Raw genomic sequence first — 18,692 nt, 5'->3', positions numbered from 1 at the left:
ACGAAGAACCATTTTGGCCCGCAGTGATAAGCAACCGCATTAACAAGCCATATGAGCGAAAGTTCACATAATACTCCTTGTGATGTGGAGACCATCTTCCCGGGGAGCCGACAAAATCTTGTCCGTCGCTAGCAAGAGCTCAACAGAGCCTCCACTCGTTGAACGCGTGCAGCGTACCTAGTCGGTACCGCTTCGTCGTTTCATCACACAGTTTCCCTATTGAGCGCCGCTAAAGGCTCTGCGGCATTAATGCTTTGAGGAAACGAAGGCGATCGATAGACAGCTTCTTCCGTCTTATCGAGATACTGCATGAGGGCAGTCACGAGGTGATAGAATATGGAAGCTGGCACTTCAGTCGCAACGGCGCTGCCCTTCTCGTCGACGCGATCGATCCACATGCCGAGCGGCGCCGGGTCGATATGCCAACGGAACAGGCGGCCGACACGCGCCTCGATCTCCGGCTTGAGATCCGGCCCACCCGTGCCTTCAAGCGCGAGCGCGGCTTTGACCGCCTCGGCCTGCGGCCAGCTGCGCGAGATGAGGTCAAGCGGGAGAGCGGCGCGGGACACCGCGCCGTAAGCCAGTCCTGTGGACCGATTGAGCCCAGTTGCTATCGCGGAAGCGTAGAGCTTGCGGGCAAAAGCGATCAGATCCGTCTGCCTACTTTTTGCGGCAAACTCGACGAGAAGCGAGGCCCATTCGAAATGATGGCCAGGCTCGGTCCACTGGCCCTTTGGACCGACGGCCGGATTCCAGGCCGCGTCGAAATATTCGCCGAGCGTCCAGCTTTCAGTATCGAAGAAATGGCTTCGGAACAGATCGATGATGCGGGCAGCCCGGCGCAGGTAACCCCGCTCGCCCGTTGCTGCGTACCACGCGAGGAAGGCCTCGAGAAGATGCATATGAGGGTTGCTCCGGCGCAGCTCGGTACCGTCTGATGTCTCCAGGAAACCGGTTAGCCTGTCATCCTCCAGGTGCTCGTCGAGAAAGGCGAAGGTCTCCTGGCCGAGCCGCAGAGCGTCTGGATTGCCGGCTTGGTATGCGTGAGCGAGCATCAACAGGACACAGGCATGATCGTAGGCATCCTCACACGCATCGGCGATCGTGCCGTCTTCCTGAAGTACCCGCGCCCAACCGCCGCGTTGAGTTCGGCCCTTCTCCATGAATGCAATGCCATGAGCAATCAGCCCGTCGGCATCGCCGTCCCAGCCGCGTAGCTTTGCCACGGAAAAGGCGTAGACCTGACGGGCCATGGTGCGCATACGCTTGGGCTTCATCAGCGGCGCAGCCTCGAAGCTCAGGGCTTCGTGGAAGCCGCCATGGCGCTCGTCGACACCCGCCGTAGACCACAGCGGCAGCGTTTCCTCGAACAACCAGTGAGCGACCCGCTCACGCCAGGCACCCGGCTGCAGCACGCGAGCGTGAGCCGGGGTGAACTTCGTCTCCAAACGCCCGCTCTTCTCTAGTTGTTCGACGATGCGCTTGACCTCCTGGCTCTTAGCGACTGGCGCCACGAAGGTGGCGTCAGCCGTGGACACGATCGCGACGTCTCGGAGACCGATGACCGAGAGCAGCCGACCCTGGCTGCGCAGGTAGGAGCGCTCGCAATCGATTGCGACGACGTCGCCGATCACCACATTGCCGTTCCCGTCGGTAGGGCTGATATCGAGCAGCGACTGCCAGGAGCCGAGGTCGCTCCAACAGAAGCTCGCCGGCACCATCGCGATGCCGCTCGCATGCTCCATGATCGCATAGTCGATCGAGGCAGAGGGGATTGTCGAATATTGCTCGATTGGAAGGTAGGTGCCCGACACCTCGGTCGCCGCCGCCGCGAAGGCGCACTCTGTCTTTTGCCAGATCGCGGCCTGATGCTCGCGGAAAGCCGCGCGCATAGCGCCGGCGCGGAACAGAAAAATTCCGGCGTTCCAGAAAAAGTTTCCGGAGGCGACATAGGCTTTCGCCATCTCCAGCCCAGGCTTCTCAACAAAGCGGGCGACATCACGAACATTGCCCTTCCCAACCGACTCTATGTAGCCGTACCCAGTTTCCGGCGAGTCCGGCGGGATGCCGAAGACAACAAGTCTGCCGGCTTCGGCCGCCGGTACGCCCTTTTCCACTGTATTCCAGAACTGCTCCTCGGTCGAAATCTCGTGGTCGGAGGGCACAACTAGGACCAGTCCGTCGCCGTGGGTGGCAATCGTCTCCAGTGCAGCCACCGCGACCGCGGCAGCCGTATTGCGGCCAACCGGCTCGAAGATCGCGTGACCACCCGCCAAATCGATGCCGGCCAGGTCGGCACGCACCCGCTCAGAATGGCGCTCCGACGCGATCACGTGGACTGGCGTGTCCCCAGCCGGTCGGGCCTTCAGCCGCCGCACGGTGTTGACCAGCATTGAGCCGTGGCCAGCAAGGTCATGGAATTGCTTCGGATTGTCCTCGCGTGAGAGTGGCCACAGCCGCGAGCCGACACCGCCGCTCATCACGAAGCAGGAAATCCGTTCCGGCATAACTTCGCCCTCTTCCCTTGCTCGCTTCCGGCTAGATGGTCTGGTTGTAGGCGCCGACCTCCGGATTTTCCCTGAGTACGCAGTCGACCGCCTCGAACATGGCGCGCTGGCGTGCTTCCGAGACCGGGCTTTCGACCACGACCACAAGCTCCGGCTTGTTGGAGGATGCCCGCACCAGTCCCCAGGTGCCGTCCTCGGTCACCACGCGCACGCCGTTGACGGTGACGAGATCGGCAATCATCTGTCCTGCGACAGGAACTCCGTCCCGCTGCATCGCCCGGAACCGCTCCACCACCCGTTCAGCCACGGCATACTTCACTTCATCGGCGCAATGTGGCGACATGGTTGGTGAACTCCAGGTCATCGGCAGCGCCCGGTAGATCTCGGCCATGCTTCTGTTCGGACTGCGGTCGAGCATCTCACAGATCGAGATCGCGGTGATCAACCCATCGTCATACCCGCGCCCGAGAGGCGCATTGAAGAAGAAGTGCCCCGACTTCTCGAAGCCCGCAATGGCACCCAATTCAGCGACCCTTCGTTTGATATAGGAATGGCCGGTCTTCCAGTAGTCGGTGCGCGCACCGTTCGCCTTCAGCACCGGATCGCTCGCGAAAAGCCCTGTCGATTTGACGTCGACCACGAAAACCGAACCAGGATTCGAAGCGGAAATATCCCGTGCCAACATCACACCGATCTTGTCGGCGAAGATCTCGCTGCCCTCGTTGTCGACCACCCCGCAGCGATCGCCATCGCCGTCGAAGCCCAGCCCGACATCGGCGCCGCTCTCCAAGACCTTGTCCCGGATGGCATGGAGCATCTTCAGGTCCTCGGGATTGGGATTATAGCGGGGGAAGGAATGGTCCAGATCGCAGTCGAGCGGGATCACCTCGCAGCCGATCCGCTGCAGCACATCAGGCGCAAAAGCGCCGGCTGTGCCGTTGCCGCAGGCGGCAACGACCTTCAGCTTCCGGCCAATGCGCCTGCCGCGGGTCAGATCGTCGATATAGCGCCGACGGAAGTCGGGAACGAACTCATAGGCTCCGCCGCCGGTCAGGTCGAAGTCAGCTTCCAGTACGATCCTTCTCAACTCCGCCATCTCTTGCGGCCCGAAGGTCAGCGGCCGGGCCATGCCCATCTTGACGCCGGTCCACCCGTTCTCGTTGTGCGAGGCCGTCACCATCGCGACCGACGGGACATCGAGTGCGAACTGCGCGAAATAGGCCATCGGTGACAAAGCCAAGCCGATGTCCCTGACCCGGGCGCCTGCAGCCATCAGCCCGCAAACCAATGCCAGCTTGATGCCAAGCGAGTAGGAACGGAAGTCGTGCCCGGTCACGATCTCCGGACCGGCGCCCGAGCGCTGGATGAATGTGCCGAGCCCCATGCCCAGTGCCTGAGCGCCCATCAGGTTAAGTTCCGGCGCCTTCCCGCAATCGGAGCGCCCGAACCACCACCGCGCATCGTATTCCCGAAACCCCGTCGCCCGTATCAGCGGGCTCGTCTCATAGGTAAATTTGTCGGGTCCGGATTCTTGGGCCGGCCCATTTGCCGACGCCGATTCAAAACGAGCAAAATTCATCTGCACCGCCTCGCGCACCGCCAATTGTTGGAACCATTAACAGGATCGTGGTTGCGGCAGTCCCGGCTTGTCCCCTGCTCCGCCCTCGACGACGAACATATCGCTGAGTTTGTAAGCAACCTCAGTCCGGTTCGTAGCCTTCAGCTTTTTCATGATGTTCCGGATGTGGACCTTTACGGTGCTCTCACGCAGATTGAGCTCGTAGGCAATGATCTTGTTCGCCTTGCCGCGCCTGAGCGCATGGATGACTTCTTCCTGGCGCTGCGTGAACATCCCCGCCATAGGCCGTGGCACTTCCCCGCCAGCGACCATGTCTATTCGAGTGGTCAGGACGCTGCTGGCGGGGACGAATATCCCGCCGGCTCGCGCCAGATTGACGGCTTGCACACAGACGTCAAAGCCGATGGAGGATGGTATATAGCCCCTGACTCCGCACTCAAGTGCCCTGAGGATTTGAGGCAGTTCATCCCAGTCGGATAGGAGCACGACGGGGGTCGGATCAAATTCCCTTACCAGATCCGAGATTTCGGCCGCGTTGCTGGTATCAACAGCCTTTCGACCACCGATATTCAACAGGATTGCCGCGATGGGCGGATGAAGTTCTTTGTCCTTCCGCCATTCATCAATTGAACCATAGGCTAAGACTTGCATGCCCATACCATGCAGCACGAGACACTGGGACAGGCATTCCCTATCGAGCGTGCGGCTGTCCAGCAGGAGCAGAGCCGAGCCCGCTGCCGTGTTGTTATGCGTTTCACCAGTTACCTTGCCAGGACGGGATGAGCTCAGCCTATGGACTTCGAGCGCGGCATTTTCGTGAATTCGAGTCAATGAATGCATGGTACACCCCCACCACAACATTAGTCGGGCGCAATAAATGAGGAGGTGGCGCTGAACGGTTCACGTCACCCGCTACATAAAAATGTCATTTTTTGAAACGGCGCCGGTAGAGCGCCAATCCCCAATAGAAAACGAGAATAAGCCTTAAACCGTCATCATTCATTAACATAAGTTAATATGCACCATTATTTGGTTCATAGAGGAGAAATATAATCTAGATTGTGCAATTATAGGTTACTTTACAGATTAATACGTTTTGCAAGTCGCTCCCACTATACCCATTCTGGGTTAGCCCAAACATCTTGATCTCGCATTCGCATTTCATGTCTCACCGGGCAAACGGAGGTAACCTGGGTCGAAGTCTGCGAAGTGCTCTAGGCCTTTTTTGTTCAGCAAATGAACGGAACCCTGTCGGAAATCCAGGTAGCCCCTCTGTCTCAATTCGCGCAGCATCCGGTTGACATGGATCGCGGTTACCCCGAGTGCGGCCGCAAGATCATATTGGGTTAGGGGGCATTCAAACTCATAGGTTTTTGCAGCATCCGCCTTCTCTAGGCGCGTACCCAACTCAAGAAGAAAATGAGCGGTACGGACCAAGGCACTTCTTCGGCCAAGATTGGTCAAGTGCTGAGAAAGAATCGCTTTTTCGCGGGCGACCGCCCCGAGCAGGCCAGCGGCAAGGCTCGTGGAATGGGCCAGCCCTGACGAAATCGCCTTGGCAGGCGCCTCGAATAGCATGAGCTCGGTCTGTGCCGTGAATGATTCCAAACCTTCGCCCTCGAAGGCTCGAGAGGCTACAACCTCTCCTTTCAGCGGGAAATCGAGGATCTGCCGCTCGCCATTCACCAAGTTGGTGCAGATGCAGCCCCACCCGGAATGGACGACGAAGATGCGATCCTCCTCTTCTCCCTGTCGGGTAATCACGGCATGCGCGGGGTAACGCCTAAGAATGAAGCCGAGAGATCCGAAGTGGGACTTATCGCTGTCGTCGAGCGCAAGCCGGAGTATCGAGGTTTCCAGTACCCGGGCAAACGCTTCAGACGCGACTGTCATTTGGGGGGCACCCCCTTTCTTTAAACTTGCATAATATACGGAGTGAGCCACAACGTAAGATTGCTAATCCGAGCTAATGCGAAATCGGTACCGCGCCCCCCTTGTGAGTCCTGACTTGGCATAATTAGTTGTAAACTTACGGTCTATCCAATCTCACGCTGTTGCGGGGCACACAGTAGGGTGCCCGCTTGCTCGTTAAAGTTCCTGCGATGCTACGGCAAGCTGAAGCCGCCGTGCTTGGGCCTGAGGCCTGAGGGCGATCGCGCTGGTCGTGACTACCTGTTGCCGACTGGACAGGTGCGGATGAGGTCCAATGATGCGGGCGAGACCGAGGAAAGAAATCCAACAAAAGGGGAATTGGGCGTCATCGGATCTGGTGAAGACAGCGAGTCACTCAGAGCTTGCGGCGGGTTCACGCGCAGGATGTGATTAGCATAAGTCGATGTCCGCGATCAGGAGCAGATACGCCTCAGCGATCCGGCGCCATGAAAAAGTCGCTGCCCGCGCTCTGCCCTTTTCAGCCAAGTGGCGACGTAGACTGTCCTCGTTGCAAAGTCGGCGGACGGCCGAAATCCATGATCCGGCATCTGCCGGGCCAGCGTAGAGGGCGGCATCCCCACACACCTCCGGAAGACAGGGGGCAGTCGAAGCAATAAGGGGGCAACCAAGTGCCATGGCTTCGACGGCTGGCAAACCGAACCCTTCTATGCGGGAGGGAAAAAGGAAGCACAATGCATGCGAGAGCGCTTTGGCCAGGTCGTTATCACTGATGCGGCCCAGCAGTCGGAGGTTCGATGGCTGTTGCAAGACCAGTCGTTTCAGCAAAGCGGCATCAAAATCTCCAGCCATACAAAGATCCAGCCCCAGCCGATCCAAGGCTGGGGCAAGCTTCAAAAGAAGTTCCACATTCTTGTACTTTTGGCTCTGGCCAAGGCAGAAGACAAAAGGCCGCTGCCCCAGATCGATCGACGACAGCGTCGCATCCCAGCGCGCTACATGATCGCTTCCATTATAGGTAACCGTGATCTTCTCGAAAGGCGCCACGCCAAAGCCGGCGATGTGATCGCGTGAGAAACTCGATACTGTAGTGATCGCCGACGCTCTGCGGCCCAGTGCTGGAAGTATCAATCTGTGCGCCAAGCGAAATCCTCGCCCGTAGCTTTGCGGCATCAATCTGGTGTGTAGATCGTGAATGCACACGATTTGGCGCCGTATAGCCACTGGCGCGAGATTGCAGAAGCTCAGCAATCCGCCCCTTACATAGAATGGCAATTGCGCCTGCACCCAGAACTGCGGCAGCCGAGGTCGACTGTATTCCGGCACCACACGCACCGGGATCGACTTCAAGGGGAGGTCTCCAGGCGGTTCGCAAGGGGCCACAATCGAAAACTGGAGCCCACGCGTCATCGGATGACGTTCCGTCATTAACGCGTCGAGCGCCAAAGTCACTTCTCGCGCATAGCGGGCCACACCAGTCGGCCGCAAACCGAGAAAGTCACCGTTGATGGTCCAGTCATGGCGCCAATTCGAAATAGGAGCCGCGAGCGCCGGTCCCCCTCCGTCGCATCCATGCCGTAGCGCCGATTTCGCACGAGTACTCTGCTGGTCGACCGGGCGAGCGCCCCCGACATCGGTCATGCTTGCTACTCCACCGCGGACGACATTGGCCGAACACGCAATGGAACATCCAATGACAATTTGGGCTCCGGTCGTTCAACTTCCCGTCGGTCGCTCGGGCCCATTTATCGTCCACCTGGAGGCGTTATGCCGTCGGCTTGTGTCCTTTCGAAAGTACCTCCACATGCGCGCTTTCGAAACGAACCCATTGGAGGTAAAGGTGGCCTACCCGATGGCCATCATCCTGCGACCTTCACCGGGTCTAACGCCAATGAGTAAGAGCGCTATCCAAAAGGTGGTGACGTGGTGAGCCTTTCGCCGGAACGCGGCTCGCCTGGCCGCGCCGAGGACAAAGCAGCGGGCGTCGGTACTCACTCCAAGGGCTGATTGCGGCTAGGAAGAAAAGTCCGATGGTTTGCGCTAGGCTTGGACGCGGTATAACGCGCGCGGTGGCGGACTATGGAACGCTCGTGGACGATTAATGGACGCTTTCTGGCGCAGCCTCTTACGGGCGTTCAGCGATACGCTTTTGAGATCGTGCGTGCCTTGGACGAACTAATCGTCAACCAGCCCCTCCTCGCCAGCAGGCTCAAGATCGAATTGCTCGTTCCTCGCGATGCAAAGGTCCCTTCCCTCAGAGCGATCTCAACGCGCGCCATTGCCATTGCCCCTATGCACGGCCACTTGTGGGAGCAGGCAGCACTTGCAGCTCACGTTCGAGGTGGACTTCTCAGCTTCTGCAATACCGGCCCCTTGAGCGTCCGAAAGCAGATCCTGTGCATCCATGATGTCAACACGCGAACCTACCCACAGAGCTATTCGCTCCCGTTCCGGCTGCTCTACCGCACCTTACTACCTGCTTTGGGGAGGAGAGTCGCGGCGGTCGCGACCGTCTCGCGCTACTCTGCCGGCGAGCTCGTCCGTCATCGAATATGCGGACCGGACAAGATCACGGTGATCCCAAACGGGCACGAGCACGCAGCCTCGTGGAAGCCGCGGCATTCCCAAAGGACTCGGGCCGTCGCGGGGCGGGACACGATCGTCGTCATTGGAAGCGCAATTGCTCACAAGAACACCGGCCTGATCATCGGTATGGCCGAAAGGCTTGCCGCGGTGGGGCTACGAATAGCGGTGGTCGGCATGTCCGACGCGCGCGTTTACAAAACTTCCGGCCGGAAAGAATCGGCCAGCAATGTCACTTGGCTGGGAAGGCTCTCGGATGAGGAACTGGCGGCGCTGCTCCAGGACTGCCTGTGCCTCGCGTTCCCCTCTTTCATAGAGGGCTTCGGTCTGCCTCCGCTCGAAGCCATGTCCATCGGGTGCCCCATCGTTGTGTCCAACCGGGCCAGCTTACCCGAAATCTGCGGTGAAGCGGCTCTCTACGCATCTCCTAACGACGCCGAAGCTTGGTTCGACCGCTTCATGCGGGTGCGCAACATGCCCGACGTGCGCGATGAAATGATCGGCATTGGCAGGATGCAAGCGTCAAATTTCCAGTGGAAGGCGTCGGCTAGCCGATATCTCGACATAATGGCAGTTTTGGACGGAATGTCCAAGCCATCCGGCGGCCCGGTTGCCGTATCTATCGCCTGAAGTGGGCCGCCTGCGCCACTGCAAGCGCCTTCAGGATCGCCAGGTCGAAGCGGCCTTCGGAAAATCTGTCCGCATTCGATCGGCACGCCTGCGATTTGATCGCCGGCTGGTTCTGCTCGAAGACGTGGATGGCCTCCTTGAGCGACTCCACCGATTGGATGCCAAAGAGAATACCAGTTGGATGCTCGGCTTCGCCGAACGGCTGCACGATATCGCGCGCGCCGCCACGGCCGAAAACGATCAGTGGCGTACCGCATGCTTGTGCTTCCGCCAGAGCTATTCCGAAATCCTCGCAACCAGCGAACACCATCGCCTGCGCCCTGGCGACGGTCCTCACATATTCCTGTCGTGGCAAGTAACCTGTGAAGCTGACGTTGGAGCTAGCCATGCCCCGCAGGCTCTGCGACTGTTGCCCCTCTCCTACCACGACCAGCCGCCTCGATGGCATCTCGTTGAATGCCCGTATGACAAGGTCCGTGCGTTTGTAGGGCGCGAGAAAAGAGGCCGTAACGTAGTAGTCGTCTTTGCAGGCGATGAATTCAAGTTCGTCGAGGGCAACCGGCGGAAAGACGACCTGAGCTTCCCGGCCGTAAATTCGCTGGATACGAGAGCGCACATAGCTCGAATTGGCCAGCATGAGATCGGGCCCGTGGGCGGTTCGGGTGTCCCAGGTCCTTAGATTATGCAGCATGTAGCGGAAGAGCAGGCCCTTTGGGCCAAATCCAAGACGGCCCTGCGCAAGATAGGAAAACTGTTCGTCCCACGCGTAGCGAATGGGGCTGTGTACGTAGCATAAATGTGGCTGGTCAGGCCGGGTTAGAACTCCGCGCGCGAAGGCGGCGGAGGACGAGATCACGGCATCGTAGCCGGTGACATCGAACTGCTCGATGAGAAAAGGGCAAAGAAAAAACAGGGAGCGATAATATTTTTGCACCAATGGCAATCGGTTGGCGACCGAGGAATGAAACGCGACATCGTGAAAATACTGCTCCTTTATGTCCTTTGGCAGAAAGTCGAACAGGGTGAAGACCTCTGCATTTGGGAACAGCTTGCATATGCGGGCAAGCACACGCTCACCACCGCGAAAGTTTGGGCACCAATCGTGTACGATGGCGAGTCTTGCGCTGCGGTCCGCCAAGGCGGGCGGCGTTTGACCAGAAGTGCGTCTATGCGGCCTAAGGCGCGTGATCGTGGCCAGTTCGTCCCTGCGCATATAATGCATGTGGGAACACCCCCTCAGCCGATGTGCCTCCAAATTCTCCACATGAATGCGGTTCTGGGGCGCACGCCAAACAGTCTCTGTTCGGCCGTTGACGCGGGCAAGGTGGCAATCGGGCTTAGACGGTTCTCTCCTGCGAGGCGGACATAATCAAAATGCGTATGGTGGCTACGTCTGATGGGCCAGCCCCCCGGCACCTCGGCAGCCTTATTCACAGGCTGTCTGGTCGCCCGGGCTCGCCTAGGATGAAAGTTCGCCAGGCGAAGGCCCCCGATTATGTCAGTTGCCGGATAGCGAGCTATTGATGAAACTGGCCGTGATCATTGCCACTTTCGGCCGCAAAGAGCAGCTTGCTCAGCTTCTCGTGCACCTCGAACGGCAGGAAAGGCTGCCGGACGAGGTGGTCGTATCAGCTCCTGACGAGACGCACGTTCCGGTCTACGAGCCGCGCGTATTTCCGATTTCCATTGTCTTAGGAAGGCGCGGATTGTGCGCACAACGCAACCGAGCGCTCGAGCAGGTCTTGGAGCGCTTTGATGTGATCACTTTCTTCGACGACGACTTCATCCCTAAGGACGATTATTTGCGCCTTGTCGAACTGGCGTTTCAGGAGCATGAGGACTGGGCGGTGGTGATGGGGCACGTCGTCAAGGACGGCGCCCGAACTGCAGGTCTGAGCTGGGCGGAGGGGCTTCAGGTCCTTGCGGCCGAACCATCGAAAATGCCTGTCAAGCCAAAAATCGTTGATCATGTCGGCGCCTATGGCTGCAACATGTCGATTCGAATGAAGTTTGTCGGCGAGTTGCGCTTCGATGAGCGGCTGGTCCTTTACGGTTGGCAGGAGGACATCGATTTCACAAGTCAGTTGAGACGTTTCGGTCGGGTAATTGGTCTGAACACACTGCGCGGCGTCCATCTCGGGCTCAAGATCGGCCGCGTCAGTGGCGAACGCTTTGGCTACTCGCAGATCATCAACCCAACTTACCTGATGAGAAAAGGAACCGTACCAGCTAGTTTCGCGCTGCCATTGATAGCACGCAACATAGCCGCCAATCTGGTTCGCAGCCTTTGGCCGGAGCCATACGTCGATCGGCGGGGACGCCTTCGCGGCAATCTTATAGCCCTCGCACATCTGCTGAAGGGCCGGATCGAGCCCGAATACATCCAGAAGATAGCCGCATAGGAGGCCAGATGATGCCCTCACACAAACACCCGCGATCCAAATTGCCGTTTTCACTGGAAGTGCGGGGTCTTGTGCCAGCCGGCGTTTTGTCCAAGCGTATCAGGCGTTGCATTGGCCTTTTCGCCTTGTCGGCTGCGCTTTCTGTTTTCGCCGTATGTGGGCCAATTGCGGCCATCGCCAACGATGAATATCTCCTCGGACCTCAGGACAAGGTACGCGTCAAAATTTATGAATGGCGCGCCTCGCGTGACGTTATTTTTGAATGGAAGGCTTTGAATGATACCTTCACGGTGAGCGCGGGCGGGACATTGTCACTGCCCTTTGTCGGGGCAATCCCTGCCGCCGGTCTCACGCCGAACAGCCTCGCCTACGCGATTGGCGATAACTTGAAGCGCAATATGGGCCTCGGCAGGCGTCCCGATGCAGCAGTTGAAGTCATTCAGTACAGACCCTTTTATATCGTCGGGCATGTGATGCAACCGGGGGAATTTCCATACAGGCCGGAGCTTACGGTTCTCCAGGCGCTAAGCATCGCCGGAGGCCTGAGAACGAGGGAAGAAAGCATCGCCAGGTTCGAGCGCGAAATGATCCAGGGAAGAGGAGATGTCAGCCTTCTCGGGCTTGAGAATATCAATCTTCTGGCCCGCAAGGCGCGACTGGAGGCCGAGCTTAAGCATGCAAACAAAATTGAGTTTCCGGGCTCGCTGATTTCTCGTCAAGACGATCGCGCGGTCACGCTTCTCATGGAGCAGGAACGGTCAATCTTCCAGGCCCGCCGCGAAGGGCTAGAGACCCAGATCCGTGCACTTGAAAATCTTCGCGCCTTTCTGGAAAAGGAGCTCATATCATTGGACAAGCAACTTGTTTTCCACGACAGGCAGATCGCCCTCATCCAGAAGGAGCTGGGGGATGTATCATCGCTAGTTTCCAAGGGCCTCGCGGCCGCTCCACGAGAGATGTCATTGGAACGCGCGCTCGCGCAGTATCAAAGTGAACGATTAGCGGGTGAGACAAGCCTTCTCCGCACGCGACAGGAGATTAGCAAGACAGAGATCTCCATTCTGGAATTGCGCAATCGGTACGTGAACGAAGTCACTGCAACTCTGCGCCTGACACAAGCGGAACTCGATGCACTGGGTCGCAAGGCAGAGACGGCGATTGAACTACTCCATGAGTCGGAAATCTCAGCGCCTCGGCTTCTGGCGCGCCAAGCTCGGGCCGCTAAGGCCGAACCGATCTACACCATCGTGCGCACGACAAATGGCCACAGCGAGGAACTGCGGGCAGGCGAGTCGAACGTGGTCAAGCCGGGTGATACCTTGAAGGTCGAAATTCCCATGCCCGACCTAGAGGACTTCGAAGCCACCGATCCAGGCCCCCCGGGCACCACTGCGCTCTCGATCGCGCCGACGACATCCAGAGTGCCGAATGTTCGCTAAGCTCTTCAATACTGTGATAGCAAGCGAATTCCGGCCGTAGTCGATATGCACCGACTGGATGGTCGCAGCTGTAAGCCCATATGTTGATCTGTGGAAGGGCAAGCGGTCGAGCATCGCGGCGTTTTCATGGCTTCGACGGCGACCTCTCACATCGGTGGCGGACAGCAAAATACGTTCCGACAATGATGAAATGAATGCCTCGCGATGCGAGCAGCCATGAGCCGCCAGCAAAGATCAAGGTCAAAGATCCAAGCTCATGCGGACCGATCGCTGCCAGGCAAGTTAAGATGGCTGCACAGAGTGTGTTGACAGGGCACTGGCGATGGAAAAGCCATGAAAAATTTAGAACCCACGTTCACAAGTCCAAGCGACTCTGCTTTTCTGGGGGTTGATTGGTTTCCCTTCGGACGCCTCCGAGGAGGTTGGTATGGCTTGGAGCTTCCTTGCGGTCGGAGCGGCCGGCGTGCTGATCGGCGTTCGCCTCAGGGTGCCTGCGCTCATCGTCGCGTCCTTTATAACGATTATGGTGAGCGTCACCGCGATGCAGTGCTTGGGGTTTTCAGACCAACGCACGTTTTTGACGACCTTGTATCTCGTTCTCACCTTACAAGCTACCTATCTCATTGGTGTTCTCTTTGCGACTTTGTTGCACAGGTCGCCCTTCGATCGACATTGGCGATAGGCAGTCGATTGCAGCCAGCGGACGTGCCACGTCTATCGGGCCCTCTAAGATGCCTCATCGAACCTCATGACCGCGTAGGCTGTTTTAGCCAGGATGATGAGATCAGTCCAAATGGACCAATTCCGTACGTATTGCGCGTCGAGGGCAACTCGGCTCGCGTAGTCAATGTCATTCCTGCCACTTATCTGCCAAAGGCCCGTCAAACCGGGGCGGGTTTTCAGATACTCGTACGCCACGGCACCATATCGCGACATCTCCCCTGCCACGATGGGCCGGGGTCCGACGCAGCTCATCTCCCCTCGGATGATATTGATCAGTTGAGGAAGTTCATCAAGGCTGGACTTCCTCAACATTTGGCCGAGCAGGGTGGTGCGCGGATCATTTTTGAGCTTTTGGGTTTCCCGCCACTCCTCGGCTGCCCGTGGATTGCAAGCAAGATACTCCTCGAGTACCTGGTCCGCGTTCTCCGCCATCGTTCGAAACTTATAGCAATCGAATGGCGTGCCGTTGAATCCGATGCGGCGATGGACGAACAGGACCGGGCCCCCCGTGATGACCTTGATGAGGAGTGCGACGACGGCCATTAATGGCAGGGCCAGAACAAGAGCCGTCGACGCGACTGCGAGGTCCAAGCCTCTCTTGGGCCTACCGCCAAGGGGCTGGAGATCTGGTCCATGTGGTCTTGCAATCGCCAAGGGCTGACCCTCAGCATCGCTGCCTTCAATAGGAAGGGGCGGCCATTTGAAACTCGGTCGTTCTTTTGAGGAGGCTCCCGAATGTGAGGAACGGCGCACGCCCGTCAAGGAGCTGTTGCTACCGAGCAACCTGGCGACTATTCCGCGACGGTCTGGACGAAGACCAGGAGTGTTGACTGTCATGATCTCAGCGGTCCCCAGGGTATCTCACCTAGATATTCTTCAGCCGCCGCCGCTGCGAGGCAAGAACGGCAAAGGGCGTAACGTTTTTGCCACAGCCGCCGCTGCCTACTACTAAGTTGCTACCGGCTACGCGCTTCGAATGCGGCTCGGCGGTCGCATCACGACAATTCGCCGAACCGTACGGTCTGGCGCCCAGGAAGAAGGGCGGACGTCCTGCAAGGCCCCTGCAATCAATGCCCCGTCTGAGTGGCGCGCTTGCGATATTGTCGCGTCGACAAGCTACGGACCTTCGTCATGACCACGCCGATCACTGCGGTCTTTGTAATCCGCAAAATGCGTGAAAGCTCGCCGACGAGGTCCAGGGGGGTTTTCCCCCATTCCGCAACGATGAGCACACCGTCGAGCACAGAAGCAGCCACCAAACCGTGCACCCCAGAGGTGAACGGCGGAAGGTCGACAATGATGATCTCATAGCTATCGAGTTCATTGACCAATAATGCTTCCAGATTCTTGGGTGTAATTAGACGGAGCGTATCGGACGCCGGACTTGGCAAGAGATCAAATTGCAACCCTGGGACGGATGTGATCTGCCCTTCTATTTCCGCTCCGTCGCGGTTCTCGCCGGCCGGTGCCCGCGAATGCGGAAGGCGCTTGGTCAACGTGGAGTGGAAACCATCGGCGTCGATTACGAGAGTCCGCATGCCGGAGACGGCATACAGCGCTGCAAGGTTGCTCGCAACCGTGCTCTTGCCGTCATCCGGAGTGGCCGAGGTGACGCCGATGCATCGCAAGGGATGCGCGACATCAGCCAGGCTAATGGCCCCCTTTGTATGCCTGAGATTCCGGCTGAACAGAGACTCTGGCCGCCTTAGTACGTCATCCAGTTGTCCAAAGCCTCGCAGAAAGCCCACTGGTGGCAGCTCCCCGACGCAGTCAAAGCCCAACTCGTCCCTGACCTGCCTCGACGTCCGTATTGTCCGGTCCAGTGTATGCCGTGCGAATGCCAGCCCGAAGCCGGCCATCAACCCCGAAAGCCCCCCCAATGCGAGCACAAGCTTCTTCCGCGGGTGACTGGCTGCGAGCGGTCGCGTGGCCGGCGTGATGACGCGTGCGTCGGCGATCAGATAAGGTTGTTGGTTCACAGAACTGGTGAATGCGGCCAACAGGCTTTCATACATCTTTCGATATGTGTCCGCGGTAACCTCGAGTTCCTCGAGGGTAGGGCCGTTTCGCGTTACTCCCTCCCCTTGTCCGGACGCCACGACCTCCCCGTCCACGATTGTAGCCCCAAGTTGACGGCCAACGCTGTAGTCGTGCTTGGCGCGAAACTCTTGGGTCACCTGCGTGGCCAGATTCATCTGGGTGCGCACTTCCTCGATTCGCTTTTCGAGCCATGCCACGCCTTCGCGTGCGGCTGCAGCTCGGGTCTCCAACTGTTCGCGAACGAACGCTGCCGCTGTGGCATTGGCGACCTTTGCAGCAAGTGCGGGATCGTGGGACTGGAAAGTTATATCGATAGCATAGGAGACACCAACGCGCTGGACGCCCAAGCTCTCTCTAAATGTTTCGACTACGATGCGCCTGCGCTCAAACTCCGATAGTTGTGCAATGACGGCCTTTGTTTCCGACCGGTCTGCGATTGGCGAAGCTGGTTTCGGAATCGCCTGATGTTGCGGATCGCCGTCGAGAGCGAGCATGTCGACGGCCATTTCCTTTATTCGTCCGACGCGCTCCACCATGCTCGGGCTGCTCACGGACTTGAACCGCGGGTTGTCGACGAGGTCCAACTCTTCGATCACCATCAAAGCAATCTTCTCGGACCTGAGGACCGCGAGCTGGGTTTCAACCTGGGACGTGTCCAGGGACAAATTAATCTCGCCGGATTGCCGTTGCAGCAATTCGGGGATCTTCGGTTCGATGAGAATCTGGGTACGAGCCGTGAAGATCGAATCCGTTGTAGCTAACGAAAAGCCGGCGCCGAGCAGCCCGAGCAACGGAAATGCCATGATCAGAAATATACGCTGCCGGACAAACGAGGTGATATCGGCAAAGCCGATAAACTCGGAGTCCCCACCTGGTCCATACAAATTCTGCTGGCCCGCCGCTGCGGACCATTGGCGCTCTAGCATGGTGTCCGCCCGCAGCTCGCGTGGATCGGGTGGAAGTGCCGGGCAAGCGTAAGATACATTCTAGCGCCCCTCGGCCAGGGAATCCCTAGTGAATTTCTCGACCGGTGGGGCCAACCCTCTTGCGCTACGGAATAGATGTGCACGTCCATTTGCAGACCTGCTGCGATCCGAATTATCCTAAAATTGCAGGTTAGACTGAAGGGCGGGATGCGGAAATGCCCCCAAATGGAGTAGGTTGGTCTACACCCTTCATAAATCAGCGATTGGCAATTGGATTTACGATGGACAGAGAGCGCCACTGACCAATTAGCAAGTGTAGGCCAAGTCGGGGCGAGCGGAAAGCTAACCTTCTTTCCTCATGGACATTGACATCGCAGATGTCACTGACCCGCACCAAGGTGCGCAGCATATTTCCTCTGAAACTCACTCGATAGCATCATGCCCAAGGCAACGTTTTCCCTGGTCATAGTTCCGCCACTCAGATGCCCCGCGTAGCTGTCGAGGCCGTGGGGATCGGCTGACCGGTCCATGAGCAGGAGATAGAGAAAACTGATGAAGGGCCGGTCCGTCAAGCCAAAGGTGGCGTAACGCCGATTGAATTCATCGGATTGCATCAGGGTGAGCATCATTTCCGTGACATTAGTCTGACCGTTCTCCAAGGCCTCCGCCCAACGGGCTATGGCACCGGCATCTTTTCTGTGTCCCAGGACGAGACAGTAGGCAAAGCGCCCCTGTCGTACAGAGAGGGGTTCGGAGGCCCTGACTTCCGATATTTCACAGTCCCTTTTCGGGCGCACTACAGGGCGCTTCCCGAGAATGACTTCCCTTGCCGCGGCATAGGCTGATTTGGGTTCCCCTGTTGCCCAGCCGCCGTCACTTTTTTCGATGAGCTTCACGAGTCCCATATACGCCTCGAAATTGGGTGCCCAATATGTCTCGTCCAAGAGTTCGTAAACGTGCGCCGCCTCTACGCTGTATTTCAAGTGTAACTCGCGTAAACGCATCATCGCCTGCCTAAGTCCGTCTGCCTGCTGCTCGTCGCTGCGTTGGCTACCGAGGGGGTTGTTGAACTCCGTGACCCAGATGGGATGGCCATAACGTGCGAGTTCCTTGAACGCCCATTCAGGGTCTTCGCCATACATATGCCAGACGGAGATATCCCAGTCGATTCCGTCCTGCTTCATCCTTTCAAAGGCACCGACGTGCCCCCAACCCGCAGTGCCAACTGCCTTGCGGATTTGCGGGTCAACGGCGGTCATTCCATCCGACAATCCTCTCAAGACAGCGCTCACCTTTGCCCATCTGGGTCCATAATAGTCCAGTGGACCGACACCACCGGCAGGACCCCATTCACACGGATATTGACTACCGTCGTCCCGCTTTTCGCACGCCTTGATGATGGCATAGTTTTCCATCTCGTTACCCAGTTCCCAGACCCGGATGTCGGCCTTGAACTGGGAGCCAAGCGTTACGGCGAGCCTATGGGCTTTCTCGTAAAGCTTTCCCACACTGTCCTTGTCTAGGTCTATGTTGCCGGGTGTGATCACGGGAAGGATTTCTATGCCGCGGGCCTTTCCTTCTTTCACAAGTGCCGCGAGGTCCCGTACTCTGACCGCGTCGGAAATGTTGACGCGGTAAGATTTCATGCCGAGATCCTCCAGGTAATTGAGTTGTTGTTCGATTCCAATGCCAGGATATGCCGTGATCGGATGGCCGTTGACCCCCCAAAGTATGTCTGCGAAGCCGGAGGCGGCGGTGGTCAGGAGACATAGTGTTCCGATTGCCAACCGAGTAAACATGACCAGATCCTTCTCATTTCGGTCCCCGAACCATGCCGCCGCCCGGCCCGCGCGGCAATTTGTCGAAATTGACGAGGCGGCGACGTTCGCTACGCCTTTGGACGACCGTTCGCCTACTATTTGCCAGCATGACCTCTCGCTTGAATTTGTGGAATTTGGTGCTGGGAGCGCCGA

At 58.1% G+C, this 18,692-nt stretch carries 13 protein-coding genes; 4 read left to right on the top strand and 9 right to left on the bottom strand.

All coding sequences use genetic code 11. From position 1 onward, the window contains the following. Nucleotides 1–203: 203 nt before the first annotated feature. The 5 genes from M1D43_RS20485 to M1D43_RS20465 form a co-directional block, all read right to left on the bottom strand. A complete protein-coding gene (locus tag M1D43_RS20485; RefSeq protein ID WP_498814479.1) occupies nt 204–2,507 on the bottom strand; it encodes an AGE family epimerase/isomerase in 2,304 nt (767 codons plus the stop codon). Between the two features lie 31 nt (nt 2,508–2,538). Beyond that, on the bottom strand, nt 2,539–4,086 hold the full coding sequence (locus tag M1D43_RS20480; protein WP_014527300.1) for a phosphomannomutase/phosphoglucomutase: 1,548 nt from the start codon (nt 4,084–4,086) through the stop codon (nt 2,539–2,541). Between the two features lie 36 nt (nt 4,087–4,122). Then, nucleotides 4,123–4,947, bottom strand: a complete 825-nt coding sequence (locus M1D43_RS20475) for a response regulator transcription factor (protein ID WP_017264259.1) — start codon at nt 4,945–4,947, stop codon at nt 4,123–4,125. A 300-nt stretch (nt 4,948–5,247) separates the two neighbouring features. Continuing rightward, entirely contained in the window at nt 5,248–5,979 is a 732-nt protein-coding gene (locus M1D43_RS20470; RefSeq protein ID WP_003530904.1) for a Crp/Fnr family transcriptional regulator, read from the bottom strand. Nucleotides 5,980–6,408: 429 nt separating this feature from the next. Further along, nucleotides 6,409–7,326, bottom strand: a complete 918-nt coding sequence (locus tag M1D43_RS20465; RefSeq protein ID WP_234835690.1) for a glycosyltransferase family 4 protein — start codon at nt 7,324–7,326, stop codon at nt 6,409–6,411. Between the two features lie 729 nt (nt 7,327–8,055). On the opposite strand from M1D43_RS20465, the gene M1D43_RS20460 reads away from it, so the two are divergent. Beyond that, on the top strand, nt 8,056–9,189 hold the full coding sequence (locus M1D43_RS20460; RefSeq protein WP_004435640.1) for a glycosyltransferase family 4 protein: 1,134 nt from the start codon (nt 8,056–8,058) through the stop codon (nt 9,187–9,189). On the opposite strand, the gene M1D43_RS20455 is transcribed toward M1D43_RS20460, so the two are convergent. Beyond that, on the bottom strand, nt 9,179–10,411 hold the full coding sequence (locus tag M1D43_RS20455) for a glycosyltransferase family 4 protein (RefSeq protein WP_014527302.1): 1,233 nt from the start codon (nt 10,409–10,411) through the stop codon (nt 9,179–9,181). The genes M1D43_RS20460 and M1D43_RS20455 overlap by 11 nt on opposite strands. A gap of 301 nt (nt 10,412–10,712) precedes the next feature. Between M1D43_RS20455 and M1D43_RS20450 the strand changes: the two genes are divergently transcribed. From M1D43_RS20450 to M1D43_RS20440, 3 genes are all read left to right on the top strand, one after another. Then, the gene (locus M1D43_RS20450; protein WP_004435647.1) at nt 10,713–11,591 is read left to right on the top strand and encodes a glycosyltransferase family 2 protein; all 879 of its coding nucleotides are present in this window, start codon (nt 10,713–10,715) and stop codon (nt 11,589–11,591) included. An 8-nt stretch (nt 11,592–11,599) separates the two neighbouring features. Further along, entirely contained in the window at nt 11,600–13,030 is a 1,431-nt protein-coding gene (locus tag M1D43_RS20445) for a polysaccharide biosynthesis/export family protein (protein WP_004435651.1), read from the top strand. A 427-nt stretch (nt 13,031–13,457) separates the two neighbouring features. Beyond that, entirely contained in the window at nt 13,458–13,712 is a 255-nt protein-coding gene (locus M1D43_RS20440) for a hypothetical protein (protein WP_004435663.1), read from the top strand. 44 nt (nt 13,713–13,756) lie between these two features. Here M1D43_RS20440 and M1D43_RS20435 read toward each other — a convergent pair whose 3' ends face one another. From M1D43_RS20435 to M1D43_RS20425, 3 genes are all read right to left on the bottom strand, one after another. Then, entirely contained in the window at nt 13,757–14,590 is an 834-nt protein-coding gene (locus tag M1D43_RS20435) for a sugar transferase (protein ID WP_033048819.1), read from the bottom strand. A 230-nt stretch (nt 14,591–14,820) separates the two neighbouring features. Beyond that, nucleotides 14,821–16,719, bottom strand: coding sequence for a polysaccharide biosynthesis tyrosine autokinase (locus tag M1D43_RS20430; RefSeq protein WP_004435667.1), 1,899 nt, complete (start codon nt 16,717–16,719; stop codon nt 14,821–14,823). Nucleotides 16,720–17,099: 380 nt separating this feature from the next. Continuing rightward, nucleotides 17,100–18,518, bottom strand: coding sequence for a DUF4214 domain-containing protein (locus M1D43_RS20425; protein WP_004435670.1), 1,419 nt, complete (start codon nt 18,516–18,518; stop codon nt 17,100–17,102). Nucleotides 18,519–18,692: the final 174 nt, after the last annotated feature.

The sequence above is a fragment of the Ensifer sp. R1-3 genome, from assembly GCF_056739175.1.
The sequence above is the reverse complement of the archived record's forward strand: the minus strand, read 5'-3'. Positions and strand labels throughout refer to the sequence as shown.

Excerpts from the sequence above, each read along its gene's own strand:
- M1D43_RS20485 (WP_498814479.1), bottom strand. The coding sequence starts at position 2,507 with ATGCCGGAACGGATTTCCTGCTTCGTGATGAGCGGCGGTGTCGGCTCG.
- M1D43_RS20480 (WP_014527300.1), bottom strand. The coding sequence starts at position 4,086 with ATGAATTTTGCTCGTTTTGAATCGGCGTCGGCAAATGGGCCGGCCCAA.
- M1D43_RS20475 (WP_017264259.1), bottom strand. The coding sequence starts at position 4,947 with ATGTTGTGGTGGGGGTGTACCATGCATTCATTGACTCGAATTCACGAA.
- M1D43_RS20470 (WP_003530904.1), bottom strand. The coding sequence starts at position 5,979 with ATGACAGTCGCGTCTGAAGCGTTTGCCCGGGTACTGGAAACCTCGATA.
- M1D43_RS20460 (WP_004435640.1), top strand. The coding sequence starts at position 8,056 with ATGGAACGCTCGTGGACGATTAATGGACGCTTTCTGGCGCAGCCTCTT.
- M1D43_RS20455 (WP_014527302.1), bottom strand. The coding sequence starts at position 10,411 with ATGCATTATATGCGCAGGGACGAACTGGCCACGATCACGCGCCTTAGG.
- M1D43_RS20450 (WP_004435647.1), top strand. The coding sequence starts at position 10,713 with ATGAAACTGGCCGTGATCATTGCCACTTTCGGCCGCAAAGAGCAGCTT.
- M1D43_RS20445 (WP_004435651.1), top strand. The coding sequence starts at position 11,600 with ATGATGCCCTCACACAAACACCCGCGATCCAAATTGCCGTTTTCACTG.
- M1D43_RS20440 (WP_004435663.1), top strand. The coding sequence starts at position 13,458 with ATGGCTTGGAGCTTCCTTGCGGTCGGAGCGGCCGGCGTGCTGATCGGC.
- M1D43_RS20435 (WP_033048819.1), bottom strand. The coding sequence starts at position 14,590 with ATGACAGTCAACACTCCTGGTCTTCGTCCAGACCGTCGCGGAATAGTC.
- M1D43_RS20430 (WP_004435667.1), bottom strand. The coding sequence starts at position 16,719 with ATGCTAGAGCGCCAATGGTCCGCAGCGGCGGGCCAGCAGAATTTGTAT.
- M1D43_RS20425 (WP_004435670.1), bottom strand. The coding sequence starts at position 18,518 with ATGTTTACTCGGTTGGCAATCGGAACACTATGTCTCCTGACCACCGCC.